This is a genomic window from Clostridium sp. Marseille-P3244, from assembly GCF_900120155.1.
Classification (GTDB): Bacteria; Bacillota; Clostridia; order Lachnospirales; family Lachnospiraceae; genus Mediterraneibacter.
In genome coordinates this window covers 1,933,294-1,960,213 of record NZ_LT635549.1, presented here as the reverse complement: position 1 = coordinate 1,960,213, position 26,920 = coordinate 1,933,294, and the positions used below count along the sequence as shown (strand labels likewise).

The window sequence follows — 26,920 nt, the reverse complement described above, 5'->3', positions numbered from 1 at the left end:
ACATGCTTCTGGTTGCAGAAAACAGAGAACCCGGAAATAAAATAATAAGCGCCGCTCTTGTCAAAAGAGGGCAGAGTCTTATATAATGAGATTCATATTCACAATGACAGAAAGGGGAATATCAATGAGCGGTTCAACGTTTGGGAAAATCTTCCGTATAACCACATGGGGGGAATCTCATGGTCCGGGGATCGGAGTGGTGATCGACGGCTGTCCTGCGGGGCTGCCTCTCTCAGAAAGTGTAATCCAGGCTTTTCTCGACAGACGGCGTCCCGGGCAAAGTAAATATACAACAAAAAGAAATGAGTCTGACACAGTGGAGATCCTGTCCGGTATATTTGAAGGAATAACTACAGGCACTCCTATCTCCCTTCTTGTCCGAAATCAGGATCAGCGGTCCCGTGATTACGGGAATATTGCCACACTTTACCGTCCGGGACATGCGGACTATCCATTCACGGAAAAATACGGATTCCGTGATTATCGTGGCGGAGGGCGTTCTTCCGGACGCGAGACGATCGGCCGGGTGGCTGCCGGAGCCGTGGCGTCCAGCCTGCTTAAGGAGCTTGGTATCACTGTCCGGGCATACACGAAAGCCATCGGACCTTATATAGTGGAAGAATCCGATTATCATTATACTGAAATTCAGGAGAACAGCCTGTATATGCCGGACAACCGGACAGCCGGACAGGCTCAGGAATACATTGCCTCACTTATGGCAGACAGGGATTCCTGCGGAGGGGTGATCGAATGCATCGCCGAAGGCCTTCCCGCCGGTCTGGGCGAACCTGTATTTGATAAACTGGATGCCCTCCTGGCACAGGCTGTCATGTCTATCGGAGCAGTGAAAGGCGTTGAGATCGGTGATGGATTTCTGGCGTCAAAGTCCGTGGGAAGCAAGAATAATGATCCTTTCTTCTCAGAAAATACCTCTTCCGGACCGGTCATCCGTAAAAGCTCAAACCATGCGGGCGGATCCCTGGGCGGAATGAGCGACGGCTCCCCGCTGATCCTGAGAGCCGCCGTAAAACCTACCTCCTCCATCGCGAAGACACAGCACACAGTTAATACTTCCGGTGAAAATGCCGAGATCCAGGTCCTGGGAAGGCATGACCCTGTCATCGTTCCCCGGGCTGTGGTGGTAGTAGAATCCATGATCGCAGTGACGATCGCGGATCTTCTCCTGCAGAATATGTCGGCCCGGATGGACAACATCAAGAAGATCTATACCTGAAAACAGCCTCCGCCGATAAACTCCCGCAAAAGCGAGTTTGTCGGCACAAATTCGCTTCCGATTCCGACAAAATAATCAAAGAATTTCAGCAGACGTTTTGCCTCCAGATATTCTTCCGATCTTTTGTCGACCCGGAAAAGCAGGGGTTCCACATATTGTTTAAGTACGGCCAGTTCATAGAGAAGAGAGGAATTAAACATCACATCCGCCTGTTCCTGGAAAGGAAAGATATTTTCTTCCTCTCCTCTCCTGACCGACGGCCACATGGAGATCGTTTTCGTAGCAGACGCCCCACGCGTGCGTGCGTCCCGGACAAGACGGCGGATCAGTCGTCCGTCCGTGGACGGGATCCGGTTGTGCTCATCAATATTGATCTGGGTCAGCGCGCTGATATAGATCTTGAATTTGCTGTCATCATCCATCATCTCGGTCAGTTTCGGATTCAGGCAGTGTATCCCTTCAATGACAAGGATATCCTGGGGACCGAGTTTTTTGGGGGTATTCTCATATTTCCGTTTTCCGGACTTAAAGTCAAATACGGGGAGATACACTTCATCCCCGCGCAGGAGTGCTTCCATATCTTCATTGAATTTCCTGATGTCTATGGCCTCCAGGCATTCAAAATTATAATTGCCGTCTTTATCCCTGGGCGTGTTTTCCCTTTCTACAAAATAGTTGTCTACCGCGATCGGATGAGGGATCAGTCCGTTTACCCTCAGCTGGACAGACAACCGGTGTGAAAACGTTGTCTTCCCTGATGAGGACGGACCGGCGATCAGGACAAATTTCACGTTCTTTCTGTCTGAGATCTGTCCTGCGATCTCCCCGATCTTTCTCTCCTGATAAGCCTCCTGGACAAGGACCACTTCCCGCATATCATTCCTGGTGATCCTGTCATTAAGATCTCCCACCGTCTCAATATTCTGACAATCTCCCCACTGGACAGACTCTTTGAGCACCTGGAACAGCTTCGGACGGAAATCCGGCTTTGGCACCTCTTCCGGTCTTTCTCTGGATGGCATCTGCAGCACGAATCCTTCATCATAAAGGTACAGGGAAAAATATTTCAGATATCCCGCGTCCGGCACCATATATCCATAATAATAATCCTCAAATTCATTGATACTGTAAATATTTACCCTGGAGACGCGGCGATATTCAAAAAGCCGCTCCTTATCATACATTCCATGTCTGTGAAATAATTCTACCGCGTCGTCCGTATGGACGCTGCGCTTGGCGATCGTGATCCTGTCCTCTGACAGTTTTTTCATACGCGCGGTAACTTTTTCCAGAAATTCTTCATTAAGCGTCACATCCCCCTCTACCGTACAGTAATAGCCTTTTCCCAGAGAAAAATGGATCCGGACCCGTTCGATCTTGTCGTGTCCGGCCACATCATGAACAGCCTTTACAAGAAGAAAACACATGCTTCGTTTATAAGTTTCATGCCCGATAGCATCCGCTGTCGTGACAAACTTAAGCTCACAGTCCTTTTCCACTTTTTTCCCCAGCTCCTGGAGATGAAATCCTCCCACATAGACAAGCACGATCTGATGCTCGTAATCAGGCTGAAATTCTTCCGCTATTACCTGATAAGGGGTTCCCTTCTCATACTCTCTTATCCTGCCCTCCACACGGACCCTGCATTTTTCTGACACGTTTCTTCCTCCTTAACTGCCGGTCTCCTGGATCATTCCCTCTTGCTCTGTCCTGCTTTTACATAACCTGGAACGGATGGACCACCGGAGCCGAAACCACGTCCAACACAGGAAGCTTTTCTTTTAAGAACCGACACATATCATCGATAAAGATATATTCCGTTCCATAATGTCCCGCGTCAATAACACAAAGTCCCTGCTCCACCGCGTCCAGTCCATCATGATGTCCGATGTCCCCCGTCACAAGGACATCCGCCTTTTTGGCGACGGCTGCCGGGATCGCCGATCTCCCGGAGCCCGGCGATATGGCAAGCCGTGATACTTCTGTCTGCATATCTCCGAATACCTTAAGACTTCCCAGGTTCAGTCTATGCTTCACATATACACAGCATTCCTCCAGCGTCATCGGATGTTCCAGAAAACCGACTCTCCCGATTCCTTCTTCTTTTCCTTCTCTTTCCATAGTGGCATCCAGCACTTCCGTGTCCCGGATACCAAGCACCTGTTCTGACAGCTCTGCCATCCTCAGCACATCATAGTTCGTGTGCATGGCGTAATAGGAGATATCGCTGCGGATCAGCTTCATAACCCTTCTGCTGATAAAATCCTCATCTGTCACACTCTTCAGCGGCGAAAAGATAAGCGGATGATGTGTGATCAGCATGTCCGCTCCCTCGTTTACCGCTTCATCGATTATCCTGTCCGTCGCGTCCAGCGCCAGATATACTCTCTTTACTTCTTTTCCTGCTCTGCCCGCAAGAAGACCCACATTGTCAAAATCCATAGCTGCCTCTTCCGGAAAAGAAGCCTTGATCACCTGAATGATCTCTCTACACAGCATACTGATCCATCCCCTTCCTGATCCATACAAGTTCCTGTTCCAATTGTCTCCTTCTCTCCAGTACCCGCCCTGTCTTCTGTCCTTCCAGTCTCTTAAGGATCTTTTCACAGAGAGTCTTCTCCCTGTTCAGATACTCTTCCAGAACAGGGTCCCGGTTTTCCAGAAGAAGCCTGCCATATTTTAGTTCTGTTTCATCCCAGATCTTACTGCCGTCATTCCTGTGATTTTCCTTCTCCGATGGTGGCTTAACTTTCATCACCACATAATATTTCCCGTCCTCTTTCACCATAACTTCCCGGATAAACAAAAAGCCTTCCTCCAATAGAAAGGCTCTTACCATTCTGATCTCAGACTGGGGCTGAAGGATACACTCCTTCAGGGAACGCACAACTGTCATGCCTTCCCTCAATATCCGGACCGTCAAAGCACCCCCCATGCCTGCGATCACTGCCGTGTCTGCTTCTCCCGGCCTCAGTGCGGAAAACCCATCGGAGATCCGGGTACTGATCCGATGTCCTAAGCCATGGACTCTTATATTTTTCTCTGCTGTTAACAGCGGTCCATTATTCACATCCATGGCAATCGCTGCCGGGATCTGTCCGCTCTCTGCGAGGCTGATCGGAATATATCCGTGATCTGTCCCGATATCCGCCAGCCTTAAGCCTTCAGTCACAAGGGATGCCACCGCACTCATTCTATTTGACAGTTCCATATGTTTTCTTCCTCGTATTAATCCAGATAATCCCGGAGTTTCCGGCTTCTGCTGGGATGGCGAAGCTTGCGGAGAGCCTTGGCCTCGATCTGGCGGATACGCTCTCTGGTCACATCAAACTCTTTGCCTACTTCCTCCAGCGTGCGGGCCCGTCCGTCATTCATTCCAAACCGCAGCCGCAGCACTTTCTGTTCTCTCTCTGTCAATGTATCCAGCACTTCATCCAGCTGCTCTTTAAGAAGAGTCTGCGCTGCCGCTTCCGCCGGCACGGGAACGTTGTCATCCTGGATAAAATCTCCCAGATGGCTGTCCTCTTCCTCACCAATCGGAGTCTCCAGAGACACCGGTTCCTGGGATATTTTCAAGATCTCACGCACACGCTCTACGGGCATGTCCAGTTCTTTCGCGATCTCTTCAGGCATAGGCTCCCTTCCCAGCTCCTGAAGAAGCTGTCTCGACACACGGATCAGTTTGTTGATTGTCTCCACCATGTGTACGGGAATACGGATAGTCCTTGCCTGATCCGCGATCGCCCTTGTGATCGCCTGACGGATCCACCATGTGGCATATGTGCTGAATTTATAACCCTTATGATAATCAAACTTCTCCACAGCCTTGATCAGTCCCAGGTTTCCTTCCTGGATCAGATCAAGGAACAGCATTCCTCTGCCAACATACCGCTTTGCAATACTGACAACCAGACGAAGATTTGCTTCCGCCAGTTCTTTCTTCGCGTCTTCATCTCCGTCTTCCATCCTTTTCGCCAGTTCGATCTCACGCTCCGCGCTCAGAAGGGGGACCTTTCCGATCTCTTTTAAATACATGCGGACCGGATCCTCAATGCTCACCCCTTCCGGAACTGACAGATCGATGTTCTCCATATCCACTTCTTCCTCATCGGATATGATATCATCGATATCCACGTCCGCGTCATCGTCCGTATCACCGCCGATGCGCAGTACATCGATATTGTTTGCTTCCAGGTAGTCAAACACTTTCTCCATCTGTTCTGTGGTGAGTTCCATATCCGAAAAGAAATCATTGATCTCCTGAACATCCAGTATACTCTTTTTCTTTTTTCCAAGCGCAACCAGTTCGTTCATTCTTTCCAGAAATTTCTGTGTGTTTTCTTCCATGTGTCCATCCTTCCTTCGCCGGCGTGTGAACGCGGGCTATCTTGTTTTATTTTATCCTTAATCAATAGAAATATGCAGTTTCTTAAGCTCCTCCAGCTTCTGCTTTTCTTTCATCAGATGCTGGAGTCCCGCCATATCCGCAGGATCCAGAGCCATGGTCTTCTCGTCAATGCTGTGTGTCTTTACCTTCAGGATCGTCTCTTTCAGGGCCTGTCCTTCCTCCTTTTTTGTCTCCAGTGCCTTGATCTTCGTGTGAAACAGAGACGCTGCTTCTCTGTGCTCCTCTTCCTCAGTAAAATGGTTCAGGATCTTGGCCGGATTGATCTTGCCGCTCTCATGCTGCTGAAAGATCTGTTCTGCCACTGCCCGGTAAATCTCTCCCGTAAAATCCTCGGGACTGATATACCGGCTGATCGTATCATATAGCTCCTCATCCTCGATCATCCAGGTGAGGAGAGCCTTCTGTGAAGTCAGGATTCCATCCTCTTTCTTCGGATCTTTTTCCCGTCCTTCCGTCCGCCTGGGTCTGGATACAGGCCGGGCCATCCCCGCGCTCACCGCGCTCTTCGTGACCAGTTTTTCCAGACTCTCTGTGCTGACCCGATAAGCGGAGGCGACCGCTTCTATGTAATTATTCCGTTCAAGCTCATCCTCAAATGTAAGAAGCCGCCGTGCCGCCTCCCGGAAAAATTCTGTCTTTCCTTCGGGAGAAGCCATATCATACTCGCGTTCCAGCATCTCCAGACCGAACATAAATCCGTTTCTGGCGTTCTGGATCCGCTTTTCATATTCTTCCGCTCCCAGATCCTTGATAAACTCGTCCGGATCTTTGTAGGGATCCATCCGGATGACCTTTGCAGAGATCCCGGCCTCCCGGAGGATCGGCACCGCCCGCAGAGCCGCTCTTGTTCCGGCTTCATCACTGTCGTATGTCAGATACACTTCCTTTACATATCTTTTGATCAATGAGGCATGTCCGGGTGTAAGCGCCGTACCAAGCGACGCCACCGCGTTGGTAAACCCGGCCTGATGCAAAGAGATCACATCCATATACCCCTCGCACAAAAGAAAATATGGCTTTCTGGACGTCCTTGCCCGGTTCAGGCCATACAGGTTACGGCTTTTATCAAACACCTCCGTCTCCGGAGAGTTCAGATATTTGGGTTTTCCGTCCCCCATTACCCGGCCCCCGAAGCCGATCACTCGGCTGTTTACGTCCATGATGGGAAAGATGACCCGATTCCAGAACTTATCGTACACTCCCTGACGCTCATCCGTATTGATCAGACCAGCCTGACGGATCAGTTCTTCACTGTAGCCCTCCTGCCTCAGGTACTTGTAGAGATCGTCACTGTATTTATTGGAATACCCCAGCCCGAAAGCTGTGATCGTCTCATCAGACAAACCTCTGTCTTTCAAATATGTATAGGCCTGTGTTCCCCGTTCTGATTTCAGCTGTGCATAATAATACTTTGCCGCCCGCTTATTTACTTCCAGGATCGAAGCCCTCCGGTCCGCTCTCTCCCTGGCTTCTTTTGAGTACTCCACCTCGGGAAGACGGATCCCGGCCCGGTCCGCAAGATATTTCACAGCCTCAGAGAATGAGAAATTCTCATACTCCATCAGAAACGTAAATACATTTCCTCCCGCTCCGCAGCCGAAACAGTAATACATCTGCTTTTGTCTGCTCACGTTAAAAGAGGGGGATTTCTCGTTGTGGAACGGGCACAGCCCCACATAGGAACTTCCCTGTTTCTTCAGCCGTACATAACCAGATATCACATCTACTATATCATTTCTCGTTCTTACTTCTTCGATCAGTTCCTCAGGATAGTACATGTTCACCCTCCACAAAAGATTACCCTATATTATATATTCGACAAAAGGTTTTCCTTTCCTTTATTTTTTTAGATTTTCCATGCTTCAGGCACAAAATAGTCCTGATATTTCTTTACGGCATAAGGATCTGTCATGCCCGCGATATAATCGCATACTACCTGCTCCACGCTCAGTTCCGGAGGATCCAGAGCGTCCTGAAACTGCTGCGGGAGAGCTTCCGGATGTCTGATATAGTAAGCAAAAAGCTGTTCGATCATATGTACTGCCTTGTCTTCCTCCCCCTTTGCCTTGGGGTTCAGATAGACATTCTCAAACATAAATTCCCGCAGATCTGTCATGGCTTTTTCCACCCTGGGCGACATCCGGATCTCCGGCCGGTCCATGCTGTTCGTGATCACGTCGTGAACCAGTCTGTTCAGCCTTGCTTTGCAGGAATCTCCGAGTATTTCCCGGATATCGGCCGGTATGTCCTCCTCCGTCAGGATCCCGCCGCGGATCGCGTCATCCATATCATGATTGATATAGGCCAGTTTGTCAGAAAGCCGCACCACATACCCTTCCAGCGTATGGGGCCGGCCTGATGTCTGATGGTTCAGGATCCCGTCCCTTACCTCCCATGTAAGATTCAGCCCTCTTCCGTCTTTCTCGATACAGTCCACCACCCGCAGGCTCTGCTTCTGATGAGAAAAATGATAAACATTGTTAAGGGCCCGCTCTCCCGCATGTCCGAAGGGAGTATGTCCCAGATCGTGCCCCAGCGCGATAGCCTCTGTCAGATCCTCGTTCAGACGCAGCGCTTTCGCGATCGTCCTGGCATTCTGGGAAACCTCCAGAGTATGGGTCAGCCTGGTCCGGTAATGGTCGCCTTTGGGCAGGAGAAACACCTGAGTCTTCTGCTTCAGGCGGCGGAATGCCTTACAGTGCAGGATCCGGTCCCGGTCCCGCTGAAACACCGGCCGGATGTCGCACTGAGGCTCATCCCGCATGCGCCCTTTTGAATTTCTGCTGAGCGCGGCATAAGGACTTAAATATTCAATCTCTCTTTCTTCCAGCTGTTCTCTGATCGTCATCGATATCCCTCTCTCCCCGACAGTCTGTTCCGGACATTCTCTGTCATTCTTCATTCAGCCGCTTCTCAATGGCACCCACTACCGTGCGCAGCACCTTGATCCTGGCATAATATTTATCATTTCCCTCTACAACTACCCACGGAGCGTAATCTGTAGATGTGCGCATGAGCATCTCATTGACCGCGGTTTCATACTGGTCCCACTTCTCCCGGTTCCTCCAGTCTTCGTCCGTGATCTTCCACTGTTTCTCCGGATTTTCCTGGCGCTCTTTGAATCTGCGTTCCTGCTCATCTTTGTCAATGTGCATCCAGAATTTGATCACGATCGCCCCGGCTTCATACAGATCTCTCTCCATATCGTTCATCTCTTTATAGGCTCTCTTCCACTCCTCTTCCGTGCAGAAACCCTCGATCCGCTCTACCATCACGCGTCCGTACCATGTCCTGTCAAAGATCGCCACATGTCCGTCCTTTGGCATAGCCCGCCAGAACCTCCACAAATAGTGGTGAGCCTTCTCGATATCGTTGGGGGACGCTGTGGGATTGACCACATACCCCCGGGCATCCATCTTTTCCGTCAGACGCTTGATGGCTCCCCCTTTCCCTCCTGCGTCCCATCCCTCAAATCCAAGCACCACCGGGATCCTCTTCCGATACAGCTCACCATGAAGCTTTTCCATTTTCTTCTGAAGTTTGTCCAGCTTTTTCTTATACTCTTCTTTTGTATAATGAAGAGAGAGGTCTGCCCTGGAAAGGATAGACACCTGAAGCCCCTCCAGCTCTTTTTCTGCCTGTGATCTTTCTTCTTTATTCTCTTCTTTTCCTTCTTCAGCCTTCTTATCCGACGCTCTCCGCACTTTTTCAATCTGGTCTTCCATGGCCTTTATCACGGTCGTATAGACTTTCACTGTGGCGAATCGCCTGTCCATGGCTTCTATGATCGTCCACGGAGCATAGTCCGTATCCGTCTTGAAAAGCATTTCTTCCATCATGGAAGCATACTCTTCATACCGCACGTTGCGCTCTTTGTCGCCCTGGCTGACCCGCCAGGCTGTCTCTTTGTTCTTCTCCAGTTTCTCAAATCTTTTTTTCTGTTCCTTTTTGTCAATATCGAGGAACAGCTTGATGATCAGGTTCCCATCGTCAGCCAGCTGCTCTTCAAAGGAATTGATCGACCGGAAAGCTTCCGCAAGCTCCCGGTGTTTTGTCCTTTTTTCGAAGCGGTCGATCAGGACCTTTCTGTACCAGCTGCCGTCAAAGATCGCGATCCTTCCTTTCGCCGGTGTTTTCGTCCAGAATCTCCACATAAACGGATGCATCTGCTCCTCTTCTGTCTCGTTTTTAATTGTATGGACCTCAAAGCCTCTTGGATCCATACTCTGGATCAGCCGCCCGATCTGCAGTCCCTTTCCCGAGGCCCCAAAGCCTTCAAAAACAATCATAACAGGAATCCCCAAAGCTTTGCATTCTCTCTGAAGGCGTCCCAGACATGATTCCAGACAGGGCATTTTCTCCTTATACTCTTCTTTTGACATTTTTTTGTTCAGATCAACTTTTTCTAACATTACTCTTCCTCCGTCATTCTTCTTCAGATAGTATTAACGGGTTTCTTTAAATTATTGTAATTATAGCATATCATGCATAAAAAAAAGAAAAAATCCACAAAAGATTCTTTCTTTTTCGCAATTTATCTGTTTTCTTTCTGTCTCTCCTCCAGCTGACTGATCAAAAGAGTAACAAGTTCTTTATTTACTCTGCTCAGCCTTTCGAAAGCTCGCAGGAATCCCATATTTCTCTCTATGTTCTTATCTACTTCAAAGCGATATTCCGGTATCAGCCGTGTGTCCGATAATTTTAAGATGTAGTCCGCCGACACATGAAAAAACTTTGATAAATGGATCAGGATATCTGCCGGAAGAGAATTCTGACCGTTCTCTATCCTGCTGATCGTCTGTTGAGAGACATTGATCTTCCCGGCAAGATCAACCTGCCTGATCCCCTTTTCATTACGGAGTTCTCTGACCCTGTTATCCAATAAATCTCCCGCCCTTCGACATTCTTTTACCATTATTTTATCGGATAAAAGTTTTTTTGATATCCAAATGCAATGTATCGTGGCACTCACATTTCGGATATCTGATCCCATAGACTCTGAAACAGTGATAAAATGCTGTAAATACCAGGACAGCATCAGAGTACGACATCCTTGAGCAATAAAAAGGCGGTACAGATGATGAACAGTATCAGACACGGGCAAAATGATACGACCTGCAGCAGGCAAAATACGAAGTACGAAAATTTTTCAGATACTCCTGAGAACATTTCCGGAAGAAATATACTCGGAGAAAATATCCGTCGGCTTCGGAAAGAAAAAAATATAAATCAAAAAGAACTTGCCTCAAACCTTCACACACTCCGGCAGACGGTCTCCGCATATGAACGCGGGGTTACTCTGCCCGATGTCTTTATGCTTATCATGATCGCGGATTTCTTCGGAGTGTCTCTGGACGAGCTTACCGGCAGAACGGAACTCGTGATCCCGGAAGAAGAAGTCTGATGGACGAGACTTACATCAAAGTACATAACGTCGTTTTTGCTTTGTCAATCATCATATCAATACAGAGGAAATGATTTATCGTATACGCAAAAACAGAGAGCCGAAATTGTTTTTTCCGACTCTCTTCCTGTTCCTCTCTACAAAAATCTTGCCACTTCTTCCATTTTTCTTTTCGGCACATAATAGTTTCTGTCATCGTCCAGATAGTATTTCAGAGACGGCCTGTCTCCCTGTTCCACTAGATAGCTCTTATGATCTGGTTTTCCAAATGCTACCACCAGACGTATGGTCTCACTCTCCGGAATATCCAGCAAGGCCCGGATCGCCGGGATATCGATCTTTCCCAGCAGGCAGCTTCCAAATCCGGCTTCCCATGCGGTCATCACCATCGCGTCTACCGCAAGCCCCAGATCCACATCGCTGTAATCTCCTGCGTTCACTGTCTTGGATACGACTACAAAGGCCGTCGGCTGTTCTCCCTGTTTGGGTTCGCCCAGTTCTCTCGGAAGGGAGCTGGCAAATACCACCAGCGGATGCATCGCCTCCACCAGTTTGGGGCTGCTCACAACTACAAAACGGGTCGCCTGCGCATTGTGCGCGCTGCTGGCGATCCTTGCGTTATCGATCATCCTGCGGAGCAGGTCATCGGGCAGTGGGTCCTGCTGAAAACGTCTGTATGAACGGCATCCCCTGTAAAGACTGCTTAAATCCATATTTATGTCCCTCTTTTCTGTTTTTCAATCATCCGTTTGATTCACCCAAAAGCAATTGTTCCAGTTCCCCCGGCTCATCTACCATATGATCCGCATGCAGCGTTTCCAGCATCTCTTTGCTCCTGTATCCCCAGCTTACCAGTATGACCGGAAGCCCCGCGTTTCTTGCTGTCAGCACATCCACCTCACTGTCGCCGACATAGACAGAATCCCCGGCGGAACTTCCCAGGAACTCCATGGCTTCATAGATCAGGTCCGGAGCCGGCTTTCTCCTGACTCCTTCTCTTTCACCGGAGATATAAGTAATCTTGTCCCCAAAGTAACTTCTTACCACTTTCTGTGCCGCCTCATCCGGTTTATTTGATACAACGGCAGTCTTAAGTCCTTTTTGGGCAAGATTATCCAGAAGTCCTTCTATGCCGTCGTAAGGCGCAGTCTCATCCGTAGAGTGAAGGACATAATGTCTGCGGAATTCTTCAACCGCCTTTTCTGCCGTTTCTTTATCTTTTTTTTGTTCTTCAGGAAGACAGCACTCTATCAGGTGTGCCACACCGTTTCCCACCCCGGCTTTAATCTCTTTCAGAGACCTCTCCGGAAACCCCAGTTTCCGCATTGTATAATTGGCGCTGTTGGCAATATCGTTCAGCGAATTCAGCAGAGTGCCGTCCAGGTCAAAAATAATTGTGTTCCACCACATATTTGTTCCTTTCTCAACTTTACAGCACACGGGAAATCTCTTCCCCGTGTGCTGCAGAAAACTGTATGTAAAACCAGGTTTTTACTGTTTCTGTCGTCTTGATGCGTGAATTACGCTTCCTCCGCCGGCGCAACACCCATATACTTGTCAATGAATGGGTCTGTAGCACCAAAGAACTTATACCAGCCTCTGCGGTGTTTCTTGAAGTGAATGAGCGCCACAGCATAGACCGCGATCAAAAGTGCGATCAGAACAAACTTCAGTGCTCCGTCTACGGAGTAGCATTTATAGAAAATCCAGGAAAACGGATTACAGGACACAAGCCAGCTTCCGACGAAAGTCTGTCCTTCGGACAGTTCAAATCCCGCAGTTATGGCCGCCTGTGTAAATGTCGTCGCCATATCCGTGGCGATCAGGTGGGCAATGGAACCCCAGATGGTGCCACCGATCACAGATTTCAGGATATCGCCCTGGAACGCGGCAGTCAGTCCGATCACCATGAACGGGATCGCCGGAAGGTCCGCCAGCGGTACCAGACGGTTCCCGGGAAGGATGATGGCTGTCAGGATCAGGATCGGGATCAGGATGATACCTGCTGTCATATTTGCAGTTTCACCAAAATACACCGCCGGATCGATAGCGATCAGGAAGTACTTCCTCTTGATCTCGCCGCTTCTCATTCTTGCATTCATTGTGTTGCTGATCGGTATCAGGCCGCGCACAAACAGGCCGGAAACCGTGGGATAGATCACGAGCATCGCCGCAAGCGTAAATGCGAATGTCAGGATCGTAGCCCATGTAGAAGCATCCCCAAGGACATTGATATAGGCGATTATACCCATCAGGATACCCAGGATCGTACCGATCATAGGCGGCTCACCAAAGAATCCCAGCCTCTTGTTGATCGATTCCGGATTGATATGTACTCTTCCGAACCCAATCTTCTTGAAAAGAATATTGAGAACGCCGCCGATGTATACGCTGCACACATTACTGATACAGGTACATGTCAGCCCGTCATATCCATAATATTCCTGCAGCGCAGGTGCAAGGGCATCCGCGGTCAGCAGAACGAACAGGTTGCTGAACATCGCACATGCCAGACCGAGAGCAAAACTTCCGGTCACAAACTGTACGCACACCGCAAACGTTACAAAAATATAATAATTCCAGATGTCTGTAGGCTCAAAGGTATCTGTCACTTTCAGAAGGAACAGAACAAGATTCCAGATCAGACCGATCACCAGGTACAGCATACCAAGTGAATTATTATACACGATCGTAGCAGCCGCCGGCCAGCCTACATCCACAACATCAAATACTTTCCCTGTGTTGGAACTGATCAGGGTCATTACACTTTCCATCTGTCCCATCAGGATTCCGAGGATAATATTGAAAGCAACCAGTCCGATCGCCATATAGATCGCCGCGCGGAACGCCTGCTTTGGCTTGACCCTCAGGATAAGGCTGAGTATAAACACTACCATCGGCACCAGGAGCTGAGCGCCGAAAATATCCATAAACGACTTAAACGCAACACTAATTGTATCTAACAAAAAAATGCACCTCCTCTAATCTTTATTCTCTTATAAAAAATCCCTCATAACACAGATCACAATAAACTGCGGACGATCTCACATGTAGCAGCCACCATCGGCGGGCATACTGTGTACATCAGTTCGCGCTCATCTATGATCTTGCGGTCATCTGGATCCATTGGATTCAGATTGTCGAGATGCTCCTGACAGTTAAAATGTCCGAACCTTTTCTTGTATTCCTTCAGGAACGCCTCTCTTTTTTCCTTCATGATCTCTTTCTGCTCCAGCTGGCCGGGTTCAAAATTGCCGTATTTGTACCCCAGCGCCATGATCGCGCCGGTAACACAGCCGCATGCGTTTCCATAGCCGATCCCGGAACCAAAGCCGGACGCTATCTTGTATGCAGTTTTTTTATCCAGTCCTACATCCTCAGCCAGTTCACCGAATACAGCCATGGCACAACATATTCCCTGGTCGAACCCGGGGCCCACGTCTTTTGCAGTTAACACTTTTTCCACCTCCTGTTTCAAATAAAATCTTTATTGTTTTACATACAGACTTTCTCTTTAATTAATTAAAATTGTACCGGTCAAGAATGGGCGTCCGCCCTTCTGTCTTATCATTAAAATATTCGTACAGACTGATCCCCAGATAGGAACCGCTGATATTATACAGGTTACGGAATCCGGCTCCCTGCAGACAGCACAGCGCATAATAGCTTCTCTGGCTGGACCGGCAGTGCAGATAAACCGGCAGATCGCGCGGGATCTCATCCATACGGGAGCGCAGCCGGCTCAGCGGGATATTATGGGCTCCCTTTAAATGGCCCGCGGCAAACTCCGGTTCCTCGCGCACGTCAATGATATACGCGCCTTTTTCTACCAGGCCGCGCACCTCGTTCACATGTACCTGTCTATATTTCCCGTACAGGATATTTAACCCTACCAGAGCGGCCTGATTCACCACATCCTTGGCTGTCCCGAACACCGGAGAATAGCACAGTTCCAGGTCTTTGAGATCTTCCAGGGTCGCGTTCATCGTAATCATGGCAGCGATCACATCCACCCGCTTGTCTGCTTCTCCCTTTCCGATAGCCTGAGCGCCCAGGATCCTGCCTGTCGGGACCTCAAATATCAGCTTAAATGCCAGATAATGGCTTTCCGGCATCAATCCCACCTTATCCGGTGGAAAGACCAGTACAGAGTCATATGTATACCCTGCCCTTTCCGCCGCTTTTTCACTCAGTCCGGTGGCAGCCGCATTCTGGCCGAATACCCGGATACAGGAAGATCCGATATATCCTTTCCTTCGGCCGCAGGTTCCGCATATATGGTCCGCCGCGGCACGGGCCTGCCATTGAGCCGGACCTGCCAGCGCAAGGCGGCCTTCGGCATGTGTCAGATCCTGAAATATCTCGATGGCGTCACCGACTGCATAGATATCCGGATCACTGGTCTGATAATTATGATTGACTTTAATCCCGCGGGTCTTGCCGATCTCCAGTCCTGCCTGTTTTGCAAGTTTCGTTTCCGGAGCGACCCCGGCCGCCATCACGACGATATCCGCGGGTATCTCTAATTCTTTTCCATTTTTTATGGCTTTGACCCATCTGTCTCCGATAGCTGTAACCGTAGTGGATACGTAGAGCGATACCCCGTTGTCATCCAGTTCTTTATGAAGGATCTGGACCATATCATAATCAAAGGGAGGCATAATCTGTTCTGTGCCTTCGATCACACTTACATTTTTCCCCGCGTTTCTCAGATTTTCCGCCACTTCAATCCCGATAAATCCTCCGCCGACTACTGCGATGTTATCTGTGCCTTCCTTCTCAGCAGCTGCTTTCAGCGCGCGGATATCCTCCACATTTCGGACCGCGTATACGTTTTCACGTTCGATCCCTTCAATACTTGACGGAAAAATCGGATTTGCCCCCGGAGAAAGCACCAGTTTATCAAAAGATTCTTCATAAGTTTCCCCGGTAAGCAGGTTTTTTACTGTTACGCATTTTCTGTCTCTGTCGATGCCGGTCACTTCGCTGTCCGTCCTGGCATCGATATTATACTGGGAACGGAACTTTTCCGGAGTCATCAGTACAAGATCTTCGCTGTCCGCGATCGTCCCGCTCAGATGATACGGAAGGCAGCAGTTTGAAAAGGACACATGCCGGCCTTTTTCAAACATTACGATCTCTGCTTTTTCATCCAGACGCCGTACACGTGCGGCTGCTGAAGCTCCGCCGGCCACTCCGCCGACTACGACCAGTTTTAATGGTTTTTTTTGATTTTCAGACATCCTCTGTCTCTCCTTACAGTAAAATATGCTGTAAATGAAAAGGGAAGATCCCTTTCTGTTTTTCCACAGCAGGTAATCTTCCCCCTAAGAAATCATTGTTTACTTAAGCATTCTCCGCTGTCTCAATTCCCATAAATTTATTTGCAAATTCTTCGGAAGCACCAAAGAATTTGTACCAGCCTTTGCGGTGTTTCTTGAAGTGTACAAGAGCCGCCACATAAAGCACGACAAGAACAGCGATCAGAATGTACTTCAGGCTTCCTGATGCTGAGAAGCATTTATAGAAGACCCAAAGCGGCGGCTGAGCGGATACAAGCCAGCTGCCTACAAATGCCTGTCCTTCTGCCATTTCAAAGCCTGCCTGCACCGCGGCATTTGTGAACAGTTCCGCCATATCTGTCGCGATCAGATGCGCACAGGATCCGTAGATCGTACCGCAGATCGTGGACTTCAGAATATCGCCCTGGAATACACAGGTACATCCGATCACCATGAACGGGATCGACGAAATGTCGCCCAGCGGGATCAGACGGTTGCCCGGAAGGATGATAGCGGTAAGGATCAAAATCGGCATCAAAAGTACGCCCGTCGTCATATTCGCAGTCTCACCAAAGAAGACAGCCGGGTCAATACCGAGGATGAAGTATTTACGTTTCATGTTGCCGCTGCGCATCCTTGCGTTCAGTGTATTACTGATCGGGATCAGTCCACGGACGAACATACCTGAAACGGTAGGATAAATCACAAGCATGGCCGCGATGGTAAACGCGAATGTCAGGATCGCTGCCCATGTGGAAGCATTTCCAAGATCATGCACATAGGCAATGATCCCCATGATGAGACCAAGGATAACACCGATCATCGCAGGCTCGCCAAAGAAGCCGAGTCTCTTGTTGATCGTATCCGGGTTGACCTTTACTCTTCCAAGACCGATCTTCTTGAAAAGAATATTGCAGACAGCCGCAAAGATCGCGATATTGGAACAGCTGATACAGGTACATGTCAATCCGTCATAGCCATAATATTCCTGCGCCGCCGGCGCGATCGCGTCGGAGATAAGCAACACAAACAGATTGCAGAACAACGCACAGATCAGACCCAGTACAAAGCTTCCCGTTACGAACTGAACACAGATCGCATATGTGACGAAGAAGTAATAATTCCAGATATCTGTTGGCTCAAATGTATCTGTAACCTTCAGAAGGAACAGCACAACGTTCCAGATCAGTCCGACAACCAGGTAAATATAACCCAGGGAATTGTTGTAAACAATTGTTGCAGCTGCAGGCCATCCCACATCGACAACGTCGAATGTTCTTCCTGTGTTCTCGCTCATGAGCGGCATGACCGTACCCATCTCATCCATCAGGATGCCCAGGATAATATTGAACGCGGTCAGACCAATGGCCATGAATATGGCCGCACGGAATGCCTGCATCGGCTTTACTCTCAAAATAAGACTTAAAATAAATACAATAAGCGGCACCAGTATTGAAGCGCCGAAGGTGTCCATAAATGTTTTAAAGATAACACCTATTTGCTCTAACATAAAAGGTTCCCCTCCTTTCAGTTTTCACTTATTCTCCAACTATTTCGTGAATTGTCTTAACAAGTTCCTTGGAGAACTCCTCTTTTCCAACGCCGGTAAACATAGGCAGGCCGATCAGCACCGGAGTTCCCTCGCCGTTTTTGGCTGAGGTCTTTCCTGTAGCCACGATCACATCCAGTCCGGTAAGGGACGGGATTTCAACAAGTTTCTGAGGTGTGATCGAATATGGGATCCCCTCTTTTTTCAGGAGTTTCTCGATCTCCTCCGTAACTACAGAAGTCGTAAAAATACCTCCGCCGCAGCATACTGCAAGTTTCACTGTTCTCATGATGTATCCTCCTTTCTCTTTTATTTTAAAATTCTGAATCTTTTACGATCAGAATTATAATCAGGAACATCTAGATTTCTTCTACCGCCAGCATCTGATCCAGCAGCTCGTTCAGAAGTCTGATCAGTTCTTCCGGGTCCTGCGCGTCCAGCAGCGGCTGGATCTTCCCTTTGTCTGCAAAAGATCCGGCAAATTTTCTCAGGATTGCAAGCTGATCCTTGGGATCCATGATCCCAAAAACAAATACAATCCGTGCCTTCACCTCTGACCCGGAGCAGTCCATATTGTAAAATGTAACAGGTTCCTCCAATGTGGCAATGCTGACAAAGGATCTGTTCACGCCTGTATCAATATGAGGAATGGCGATATTGACCGGCAGATCAAGGCCGGTGGGGTAATTTTTTTCCCGCTCCAGTATCGCCGGCAAATAATCCTCGTTTACAAGCCCCTGCTCCATTGCCAGCTTTCCCAAAGTAGAGATCACTTCCTCAGAATCTTTAAATTTCTGTTTCAGAAGGATCAGTTTCGTATTTGTCGTCATTTTCTGAATGCTCATAGTGCTATTTTCCCTTCGTGTAATCTGACAAAATTACGTGATCGATCAGGTGTGCGACGCCGTTATGGTCATTGTCCAGAGTCACATAATCTGCCGCGTCGATCAGCTCCCGGGTTGAATTTGCCATTGCAACGCCAAGGCCTCCGAACTGGATCATCTCCAGATCATTGTTGCTGTCGCCAACAGTTACCAGTTCTTCTCTGGTGATGTTCATCCGCTCCAGAAGATCCATCAGCGCCCGTTTCTTATTGCGGGCACACACATCGATCCCCTCCGCATATGACCAGCCCCAGGCACTTTCAATCCCTGCTTTCTTCATATCCTTCTCCATCTCCCGGAGAATATGATTCTCGCAGACCATGGCGATCTTGCCGACCGGATTGGAAAGTGCAAAATCCATAAGGTCATCCACAAACACGATATTGTGGCTCATCATGCTCTCATAGGGCGGATATGCCGGATTATCATGCTTTTCCGTACACATCTCATTGTCAACACAGACAAGAGGCGGGAATCCATGTTTTTTCCCGATCGAGACCAGTTTCTCTTTATCGCTGTCACTCATCAGCATCAGATCCGTGGTCATCTTCCTCTCTCTGTATTGAATGATAAGACTCCCGGCCTGAAGAACGATCGTATCTCTCGTAATATCCAAAAATGGTTTGACAACATGCGCGGCTTCATATAAAGTCCGTCCTGTGATAGCGATCACTTCTATCCCTGCGCGGCGCAGTCGATTCAGGGCATCCAGTGACTCCCGGTCAACATTATGTCTTGAATTCAGCAGTGTTCCGTCCAGATCGACTGCCACCGCTTTATACAGAGAATTTTTCATCACGGCCAAACGCCTTTCTTACTGAATATGAAATCAATCCTGTCAGATACTCGTCTTATTTCTTCAGATCAAAGAGCTTATTGTCTGTGGAAGCTCCTTCACCCCAGATATCCAGCGCGATCTGAAGGTCTTCGCAGTCTTTTGCAGCCTCGCGAAGCGGGATCCCGTTCGCAACAGCATCTGCCGCTACGAGAAGACTCTTTGTTCCTGCCGCGCTTCCGTGCGGATGAGCGTGCATTGCAGCACCTGCGCTGATGGAGAAGTCCAGTCCGAGGTCCGCTGCCACATCCGGGATCAGTCCATGATAGATTCCTGCCGCAGGTCCCGGGAAGGTTCTCTTCATATCGCCAAGTTTGGAAGTCAGTGTCTGCGCGATCCTGATGTAGCCTTCACGCTTGATGTCTACCTTGCCGTAAGCGCACGGATAGATTACCAGGTCCGCGCCGCACATACGCATGAACTTACCGAGTACCAGGTGGCTGGCAAGGCCTGAATAATGAGACTCGTACATTGCTCCGGAGAAGCACGGATGAGCAAGGATCGGAAGATCCAGATCCTTATTCTCAGCCAGCATCTGCATGCTTGTCCAGCCGATCGGAAGTGTGTTTACCATCAAAGCGCCGGCACCCAGTTCCTGTACTCTCTTTGCCTTGTCCAGCATAAGATCCGGGCGGTCTGTGATGTTTGGTGAGTAGATGACTTTCTTCCCGGTCTTCTCATACACATCTTTTAATGCTTCAACAGCTTTCTTACATCTGTCTTCTACATGGCAGTAATCTGTGTCGCTGAAAAGCTCATCGTCTTTGATCCAGTCGATCCCGGCCATACCAAGTTCATGCACCAGTTTGTACACATCATCCGGAGAAGCTCCTGTACATGGCTTAATCATGCTGACGATGATCGGGCGTTTCGGAACATCCATCATCTTACGAAGGCCGTCGATACCAAATTTCGGTCCCTGGAAACCTGCCACGAATTTCTTCGGCAGATGAACATCCAGCAGCTTACACTTTCCTGCGAAGGAAATATTTCCGATCACTGATGACAGCATCTGTCCCAGATTGCATCCGAAGTTCTCAAACGGGAATGCGATCTGAAGAACCGCGTGCCTCTCCTGGCCTTCCGTCTCGGGCATATCAAACTCATAATTCGGGATCTCATATACTCCGATCACTTTTCCGCCGTGAAGACGTCTTACTTCCGGTGTCTCAAGCGGAACCGGACGCCATGTTCCCGTTGTCTGCTCGATCGCCATAGCCCCCGCCTTGTTGAGGAGATCCGAGCTGTATCCCGCCACATAATATGTAGCGACGATCACATCCTCCGAATCCAGTGACTCATAAAGCTGATAAATATTCTCATCATATTTCATCTTTCTTTCCTCCTGTCTTATTATTTTTTATTATGATGATTAATATAGTTTCCCTAAATTATTAAAGTAGTTTTCCCCTATCAAAGTGCTGCAGCATAACACAGCAGAGATTCTACTTTGCCGCCGCCTGCTTCCAGTCCGGCCTTCTCGGCTGCACATACAGAGACGATCACATCCGCGCCCAGCGCTTCCAGATCTTTTTCTCTTCTGCCGGCAACTGCTTTCATCACTTCTTCATCCGCAAGGCCAAGCCCGCCTGCCATACCGGAATCACTCACGTCATAGCCGTTTCTTGCAGGATAAACGAGTTCAGCGTCTTTCAGAACTTCCACATAATCCGCTTTTCTGAGAGGATAAAGTCTGTTGATGATCCCGCTCTCATGAACGGCAATCTTTTTCCCGGCTGCAGAAATGCCAAGTTTACCGGCATTCCCGGCGATAAATCCATCGATAAACAGGATCTTATCTGCCATATCTTCAAACTGGATAAGCAGAGCGTCCAGAATAAACTGATCATCTGTAACGATCTGATCATATTTTTCCAGTGCGGCCTTAACAGCCTCTGCAGATTCTTCCAGTTCCTTGAACAGCTCCAGCTGGATCTTCAGATAACCGCAGTCTCCGAATTCATTTGTAGAATATGCGCTCTTACCGATCTTTTCCGCCAGCTTCGCAAACGCTTCCGCGCTTTTTTCCGGTGTTTTGTCCGCCGGGCTGATCAGATAAAGGACTGCCGCGTCCTTTTCTCCGGAACTGTAAACTTTATAATCATGAAATACACTTTTTCCCGCTTTGACATTTTCAACAAATCCGGCATATTTTCCCGGAACCGCGTCCTCCCTGAGGATCTGCCCCCGGGTATAACGCATGACTTCCGCCACCGGCACATTGTCGATGCTTCTGGTGTCTGTCTCATAGCTGTCGGTGGTCAGGAACGCTTCGTCAGCTACATAGCGCATCTCGTATCTGGCGCCCAGCGCCGTGAACACGGTTCCCATGCCATCTGTCACATCCACGCCGAGCCTGCGGCTCACCGGATTAAAATCCGAGATAACATCACTGGTCAAACAAAACGCCGCCTTGAAATAGAGAGTCTCAAAATCATGTTTCATTGCCATTTCGCTTTTCCTCCTTCTCTATGCTCTGCTGGCTGCATTTGTTCCCGCAAGCCATCCGGTAGCAGCAGCCACGCCTGCTCCGCTTCGCTCACTTGCCGAATTATGACCGGCAAGGAAATCTCCGCAGGCATATACACAGCCGCCAAACTTCTCGTTTTTAACAGACAGATCACTGTTTACAGAAGCTCCCATCCGGAGAGCATCCTGGCCTGTCGTGCTGACCGGATTTCTGTCCAGCGTTTCAGCCGCCACTGTACCAAGATCTTCTTCCAGCAGATTCAGCCATATCTTCGTGCGCCTTGCCTCGATACCGCCGCCCAGGAATCCGCCTGTCGCAAGGACAAGAGCCGGAGCCTGAAGAGTCACTTTCGCGCCCGGATGAAGCTGATCTGTAAGACCCAGGACACATTCAGCGGATACCTGGCCATCTGCAGCAGAAATCACAGTCACCTTTCCACCCGGGAAAAGATCTACACCGCTTTCTTTCAGCCCCTGCCAGATCGCTCTGGTCATCCTGTACCCGACAACCGCATTGCCCATGGTCATCACTTCGCCGACAGCGCATCCCAGATCGCTCTTCAGCTTTTTCACAGCATCACTGTAATTTACAAATCCCAGTACCGGCGGAAGCAGGATCTTGTCAAATTTCTGGCGGTTATTCGCGCAGAATTCAGAAAGTTTATCGATAAGATCCTGGACTCCTTCCGGAGTATCCAGATAATCCGCAAGTTCCGAATCACTCAGTTTATGACGGCCTTCCATTCCGTCAAGACCGACAACGATCGAATAATACGTCTCCCTGAATCCCAGCTGTTTCTGATATTTGTTGTAGGACTGAGCGGCTGCTTCCGCGTTGAAATTCACGTTTCCTTCAAATCCCACTACCAGGACTACGTCCTTTTCGGAAGTACATACAGAATCTGTCATTGTATCCGGGAGATAAGCGGCAACAGAAAATGTACCCATTATATTGGGAACCCATACATTCTTTCCGTCAAATCCCTGGAGGCCGTATCCTCCTGCAGCTGCAAGCCCGATGAGCTCGGACACGCCTTTTGAAACATCTTTTCCGCTGTACTTATAAGGATGATCCGGGTATGCAGCGACGATCTTCTCAATTCCTTTTTCATAATCTTCGACGATCTCCGCCTTTTCTCCCGGGATCACTCCAAGGATATCAATTGCTCCGGATGAAATCTCGGAAGCTCCGCCATTGGGAAATATCATTGCCACTGACTTTCCTGCGTCAGCGGCAGCCTTTGCAGCCGCACAGCCTGCGATTCCTCCGCCTGTGACCAGGACATCATATTTATTATTCTTCATAATTGCATATCCTCCTAATCAACACTTAATACATCGAAGCTGCCGAGGCCAACATACATATCCTGCATCAGCTGAGTGAGAGGAAGCTGATCTCCATACTGATTGGAGAAATATACTCCTTTCCAGCGCTCTGTCAGGTAATCCATCATATATCCCTCAACTTCTTCCACTGTTTTCCCGTGCTCCTGCATGATCCCGCCGGCTTTGTAGATAGAGAACACTCCCTGATCCTGCCCCATTCCCAGGCGGGTCCTTCTTCTCGCGTCACACAGATCCTTAACATCTTCTTTTTCAAAGCAGTCCGGGATCTCAGACCCGATCGTCTGGACTGTATCATCAATGATAACAGCATGTTCCGGATAATCCTCCAGGATCTCTTTCGCCCGTTTGCCGTAACGTGCGGTGAATTTATGCGCGGCATAAAGGGAAATATGATATTTTTCGTGGATCTCCGCCGCATCTTTTTCGGCTTCTTCTCTTGTGGACGCGCCATAGATCATCTGTTTGTCGGAAGTACACGGAATCACCTTGCCGACCAGCTTCTCACACGCAACATCAACCGCATATTCCGCCATCAGACGGGCAGTCGCATATTTTCCTCCGGTGATGGTGATCAGGCCCTTCACGCCTTCCATCTCCTCATGATCCAGAAGTGTGATCCCACGGCTTACCGCGCGGCCTGTCTCCTGTCCTTCTGAATAAAGCGGCCTGACACCGGCACACATACGGATCGCTCTGGCATCCAGGATGCCCGGCACAACCTCTGACAGGCTGTCTTCCATAAGCTTGATCTCATCCATTCCCGGTTCATTGTCATCCGGATCTTCCACATCCACTGAGGATGTTCCAAGGAGCGCTGTATTCTGGAATCCCTGGCTTACAAGGCCGTCACCGTCGGACGGATAACGGAGAATACAGAACATATGCTTTGTCGGACGCATGCTGTAGATTGCAGTACTTCCTCTGTTTGGCTTCATCGGGATCGAGAATCCCGCCATTTCTGTGATCTGAGAACTCCACGGGCCGGCCGCATTGATGACCAGCTTTGTCTTGATCTCATAGATCCTGTTTTCTTCCCGGTCAAGGACTTTCAGGCCAACGACCTTTTTCCCATCCATCAGCAGTCCAAGGACTTCATGGTGCGTCCGGATTTCAGCGCCTTTGATCTTGGCGTCATATGCCTGAGCGATACACAGACGGAACGGATCGAATCCAACATCATCCGCTTTCAGCGCAAGTTTCAGATCCTTTACGAAAAGAGGCTCTTCTTCCAGCACCTTTTCAACCGGAACTTCTTCATAATGTAATCCGATCTCGTCTGCTACTTTCATCCATTCCTTTGCGAATGCAACCTGTTCATCAGTTCTGCATACCCATAGGGAATCGGTAGGATCGATCACCTGAGGAACAATTTCCCGATAGATCTTGTTTTCCTGAACACACTCTCTTGCTGTCTGAGTGTCAGAAATAACATATCGGGAACCGGCATGGAGTGCAGAGTGACATCCGCCGGACGTACCTGCCGCAAGGTCTTCCCTCTCCAGCAGCAGAGAATTTGTAAATCCTCTCAGCACAAGGTCACGGATCACTCCTGTCCCGGTCGTTCCACCGCCAATTACAACTACGTCAAACTCATTTTTCATCATTAAATACCTCCGATTCGCAGTTTTGACATATTAAGTGTCAATTCTTGGTGTTTCCCGTTTATCTTTACGTGTTATATTTTATCATTTGCTGTTGATTTTTGCAATAAACAATCAAAAATTGTCATGTCAAATTTTATTATACATAATTGTGCATATTGCATAATTAATAATTTCATCATAAATTGTCAAATTTTTTATATATTATACAGAAATATTTCAGATTATTGTATATTTATTAATCCAGAATGCTATACAGTTTTTCATTCTCATTTAATATTTTTTCTTAACACTTTATTAACGTTTTTATTCATAAAAACTAATTTTGCTTAATTCAACAGAATAAACAATGATCATTTCTCTATCCCACCAAAAGTAATGCTCCCTGCTGAAACCTTTTCAGACAGGGAGCAATTACTGCATCATGAGAACTCAGATTTATGATATTTTTTATCTGCACACTTAATATCTTAAATAAGCATGTACGCCAGATTATCCTTTCAGATCAAATATACCGCCTTTCGCTTCCGAATAAATCCCCCAGAGATCAAGTGCCATCCCCAGCTCTTCGTGTTCTTTTCCTGCGTCAGCAAGGCTTTGTCCTTTGCAAACCGCGTCAATTCCCTGGCGGAATGCCTTTGCTCCGGCCGCAGGTCCCATCGGATGGCCATGGATCGCTCCGCCGGCAGCTATAATAACGTCATTTCCAAATTTGTGGATCACATCCTCAATGTGTCCCTGTGTTGTGCCTCCGCCCGGCATCGGGAAGGAAGGTTTGATCTCTCCCAGAGGCTGAAGCATCTGGAATCCCATATTGATAAATGTATCCATCAAGATCGGGAATTTCCCGTACGGAGAAAGTCCTATGATCATGTCAAGGCCCGCAAGACGCGGAAGCTTTGCCCCGATCAGCGTGGCAGCCACTCCGGACCACTCGCTCTCATACTGGGCGCCGGTGTAGTCACTGTGTGCTAGGATCGGCACATTGATGTTCGGGTCCTCCGTAATCATCCGTGTTGTATCGAGACCGCACGTAGCATAGTTGACCATCAGCGCGTTGGCTCCGGCCTCGATCGCGCGGTATGCGTTTTCCCGCATCTGCATTGCCGGCGCTGTAATATTAAAGGCATACAGAGTCTTTTCTCCCTTTACTTCATCGGCCCGTCTGACCGCTTCCATAACCGCCTTTACACGATCTTCCAGCCTGCAGAACGGGGGATCACAGACAAGTTCGTCATCTTTGATAATATCCACACCGCCGACAGCAGCCTCGTAGGCAAGCTCCGCTGTCTTTTCCGGTGTAAGGCCGATACAGGGTTTGATCATATTATTCAAAAGAGGCCTGTCATACACGCCCAGCAGATCACGGATCCCCTGCACACCGAATTTAGGTCCCTGGAACCCTTCCAGGAAAGACTTCGGGAACTCCAGGTCGATCAGTTTAACTTTACCCGATGATGAAATATTACCAATAACTGTAGATAACATCATCGAAAACTGAGCCCCAAAATTCTGCCAGGGATATGCGATTCTGACGATAAAATGACGTTCTGTCACTTCTGCCGGAATATTGATCTGATAAGAAGGTGCCTCATATACACCGACGACACGCCCGATCGCCCTTTCCCTCACTTCCGGTGTTTCTCCCGGGACTTTCAGCCAGGTGCCGCATGTCTGCTCGATCGCGAGGGCCGCGGCAAATTTCAGCATATTTGTACCAGGCCTGGTCGCGCAATAATAAGTAGCAATAATAAAGCGTTCTTTGTCCAGATTTTCCGGGAACTGAACAATAACAGGATCTACAAACATTTTGATTCCTCCTCTGTAAACTTATCAGTAAAATAATCTTCAGTGATTCTGTAATCATTCTAAATCCCGCAGAAAAGTACTGCAATAAAGAAAGAAAT

24 protein-coding genes are annotated in these 26,920 nt (G+C 48.7%); 2 read left to right on the top strand and 22 right to left on the bottom strand.

The window, feature by feature from the left end:
• Positions 1-124: 124 nt before the first annotated feature.
• Positions 125-1,234: a chorismate synthase gene (aroC, locus tag BQ7367_RS11095; protein ID WP_072525489.1), complete on the top strand. Its 1,110-nt coding sequence runs from the start codon at positions 125-127 to the stop codon at positions 1,232-1,234.
• On the opposite strand, the gene BQ7367_RS11090 is transcribed toward aroC, so the two are convergent.
• The 8 genes from BQ7367_RS11090 to BQ7367_RS11055 all read right to left on the bottom strand — a co-directional run bounded on the left by BQ7367_RS11090 (position 1,225) and on the right by BQ7367_RS11055 (position 10,557).
• Positions 1,225-2,892 carry a nucleoside kinase gene (locus BQ7367_RS11090; protein ID WP_072525488.1) on the bottom strand — a complete coding sequence of 556 codons (1,668 nt, stop codon included), beginning with the start codon at positions 2,890-2,892 and terminating at the stop codon, positions 1,225-1,227. The genes aroC and BQ7367_RS11090 overlap by 10 nt on opposite strands.
• Positions 2,893-2,950: 58 nt before the next feature.
• Positions 2,951-3,733, bottom strand: coding sequence for a Nif3-like dinuclear metal center hexameric protein (locus BQ7367_RS11085; protein ID WP_072525487.1), 783 nt, complete (start codon positions 3,731-3,733; stop codon positions 2,951-2,953).
• Positions 3,723-4,445, bottom strand: coding sequence for a tRNA (adenine(22)-N(1))-methyltransferase (locus BQ7367_RS11080; protein ID WP_072525486.1), 723 nt, complete (start codon positions 4,443-4,445; stop codon positions 3,723-3,725). The genes BQ7367_RS11085 and BQ7367_RS11080 overlap by 11 nt, the downstream gene beginning before the upstream one ends.
• 17 nt (positions 4,446-4,462) lie before the next feature.
• Positions 4,463-5,581, bottom strand: a complete 1,119-nt coding sequence (gene rpoD, locus BQ7367_RS11075) for an RNA polymerase sigma factor RpoD (protein WP_072525485.1) — start codon at positions 5,579-5,581, stop codon at positions 4,463-4,465.
• Between the two features lie 57 nt (positions 5,582-5,638).
• Positions 5,639-7,420: a DNA primase gene (gene dnaG / locus BQ7367_RS11070; RefSeq protein WP_072525484.1), complete on the bottom strand. Its 1,782-nt coding sequence runs from the start codon at positions 7,418-7,420 to the stop codon at positions 5,639-5,641.
• Between the two features lie 68 nt (positions 7,421-7,488).
• Positions 7,489-8,490, bottom strand: coding sequence for a deoxyguanosinetriphosphate triphosphohydrolase (locus tag BQ7367_RS11065; protein WP_072526193.1), 1,002 nt, complete (start codon positions 8,488-8,490; stop codon positions 7,489-7,491).
• 43 nt (positions 8,491-8,533) lie between these two features.
• Entirely contained in the window at positions 8,534-10,054 is a 1,521-nt protein-coding gene (pap, locus tag BQ7367_RS11060) for a polyphosphate:AMP phosphotransferase (RefSeq protein WP_072525483.1), read from the bottom strand.
• A 122-nt stretch (positions 10,055-10,176) separates the two neighbouring features.
• The gene (locus BQ7367_RS11055; RefSeq protein WP_072526192.1) at positions 10,177-10,557 is read right to left on the bottom strand and encodes a helix-turn-helix domain-containing protein; all 381 of its coding nucleotides are present in this window, start codon (positions 10,555-10,557) and stop codon (positions 10,177-10,179) included.
• A 165-nt stretch (positions 10,558-10,722) separates the two neighbouring features.
• Here BQ7367_RS11055 and BQ7367_RS11050 point away from each other — a divergent pair, with 165 nt between their 5' ends.
• Positions 10,723-11,046, top strand: coding sequence for a helix-turn-helix domain-containing protein (locus BQ7367_RS11050; protein WP_083588931.1), 324 nt, complete (start codon positions 10,723-10,725; stop codon positions 11,044-11,046).
• A 137-nt stretch (positions 11,047-11,183) separates the two neighbouring features.
• Here BQ7367_RS11050 and BQ7367_RS11045 read toward each other — a convergent pair whose 3' ends face one another.
• From BQ7367_RS11045 to BQ7367_RS10980, 14 genes are all read right to left on the bottom strand, one after another.
• Positions 11,184-11,759, bottom strand: coding sequence for a nitroreductase family protein (locus tag BQ7367_RS11045; protein ID WP_072525482.1), 576 nt, complete (start codon positions 11,757-11,759; stop codon positions 11,184-11,186).
• A gap of 28 nt (positions 11,760-11,787) precedes the next feature.
• A complete protein-coding gene (locus tag BQ7367_RS11040; RefSeq protein WP_072526190.1) occupies positions 11,788-12,456 on the bottom strand; it encodes an HAD family hydrolase in 669 nt (222 codons plus the stop codon).
• A 110-nt stretch (positions 12,457-12,566) separates the two neighbouring features.
• Positions 12,567-14,012, bottom strand: a complete 1,446-nt coding sequence (locus BQ7367_RS11035; RefSeq protein ID WP_083588930.1) for a PTS transporter subunit IIC — start codon at positions 14,010-14,012, stop codon at positions 12,567-12,569.
• A gap of 56 nt (positions 14,013-14,068) precedes the next feature.
• Positions 14,069-14,503: a C-GCAxxG-C-C family protein gene (locus BQ7367_RS11030; protein ID WP_083588929.1), complete on the bottom strand. Its 435-nt coding sequence runs from the start codon at positions 14,501-14,503 to the stop codon at positions 14,069-14,071.
• Positions 14,504-14,564: 61 nt separating this feature from the next.
• Positions 14,565-16,289, bottom strand: a complete 1,725-nt coding sequence (locus BQ7367_RS11025) for an FAD-dependent oxidoreductase (RefSeq protein ID WP_072525481.1) — start codon at positions 16,287-16,289, stop codon at positions 14,565-14,567.
• Between the two features lie 103 nt (positions 16,290-16,392).
• Entirely contained in the window at positions 16,393-17,838 is a 1,446-nt protein-coding gene (locus BQ7367_RS11020) for a PTS transporter subunit IIC (protein ID WP_083588928.1), read from the bottom strand.
• A 28-nt stretch (positions 17,839-17,866) separates the two neighbouring features.
• Complete coding sequence (locus tag BQ7367_RS11015) at positions 17,867-18,166, bottom strand: PTS sugar transporter subunit IIB (RefSeq protein WP_072525480.1); 300 nt, start codon at positions 18,164-18,166, stop codon at positions 17,867-17,869.
• Between the two features lie 70 nt (positions 18,167-18,236).
• A complete protein-coding gene (locus tag BQ7367_RS11010; protein ID WP_072525479.1) occupies positions 18,237-18,722 on the bottom strand; it encodes a PTS sugar transporter subunit IIA in 486 nt (161 codons plus the stop codon).
• 4 nt (positions 18,723-18,726) lie between these two features.
• A complete protein-coding gene (locus BQ7367_RS11005) occupies positions 18,727-19,557 on the bottom strand; it encodes a Cof-type HAD-IIB family hydrolase (protein ID WP_072525478.1) in 831 nt (276 codons plus the stop codon).
• A gap of 55 nt (positions 19,558-19,612) precedes the next feature.
• On the bottom strand, positions 19,613-20,929 hold the full coding sequence (locus tag BQ7367_RS11000) for a RuBisCO large subunit C-terminal-like domain-containing protein (protein ID WP_072525477.1): 1,317 nt from the start codon (positions 20,927-20,929) through the stop codon (positions 19,613-19,615).
• Between the two features lie 80 nt (positions 20,930-21,009).
• Positions 21,010-22,047 (bottom strand): (Fe-S)-binding protein, encoded by a 1,038-nt coding sequence (locus BQ7367_RS10995; protein ID WP_072525476.1) that lies wholly within the window; start codon positions 22,045-22,047, stop codon positions 21,010-21,012.
• A gap of 18 nt (positions 22,048-22,065) precedes the next feature.
• Positions 22,066-23,370 carry an FAD-binding protein gene (locus tag BQ7367_RS10990; protein WP_072525475.1) on the bottom strand — a complete coding sequence of 435 codons (1,305 nt, stop codon included), beginning with the start codon at positions 23,368-23,370 and terminating at the stop codon, positions 22,066-22,068.
• 14 nt (positions 23,371-23,384) lie between these two features.
• A complete protein-coding gene (locus BQ7367_RS10985; protein ID WP_235837593.1) occupies positions 23,385-25,016 on the bottom strand; it encodes an FAD-dependent oxidoreductase in 1,632 nt (543 codons plus the stop codon).
• 489 nt (positions 25,017-25,505) lie between these two features.
• Positions 25,506-26,822: a RuBisCO large subunit C-terminal-like domain-containing protein gene (locus tag BQ7367_RS10980; RefSeq protein WP_072525474.1), complete on the bottom strand. Its 1,317-nt coding sequence runs from the start codon at positions 26,820-26,822 to the stop codon at positions 25,506-25,508.
• Positions 26,823-26,920: the final 98 nt, after the last annotated feature.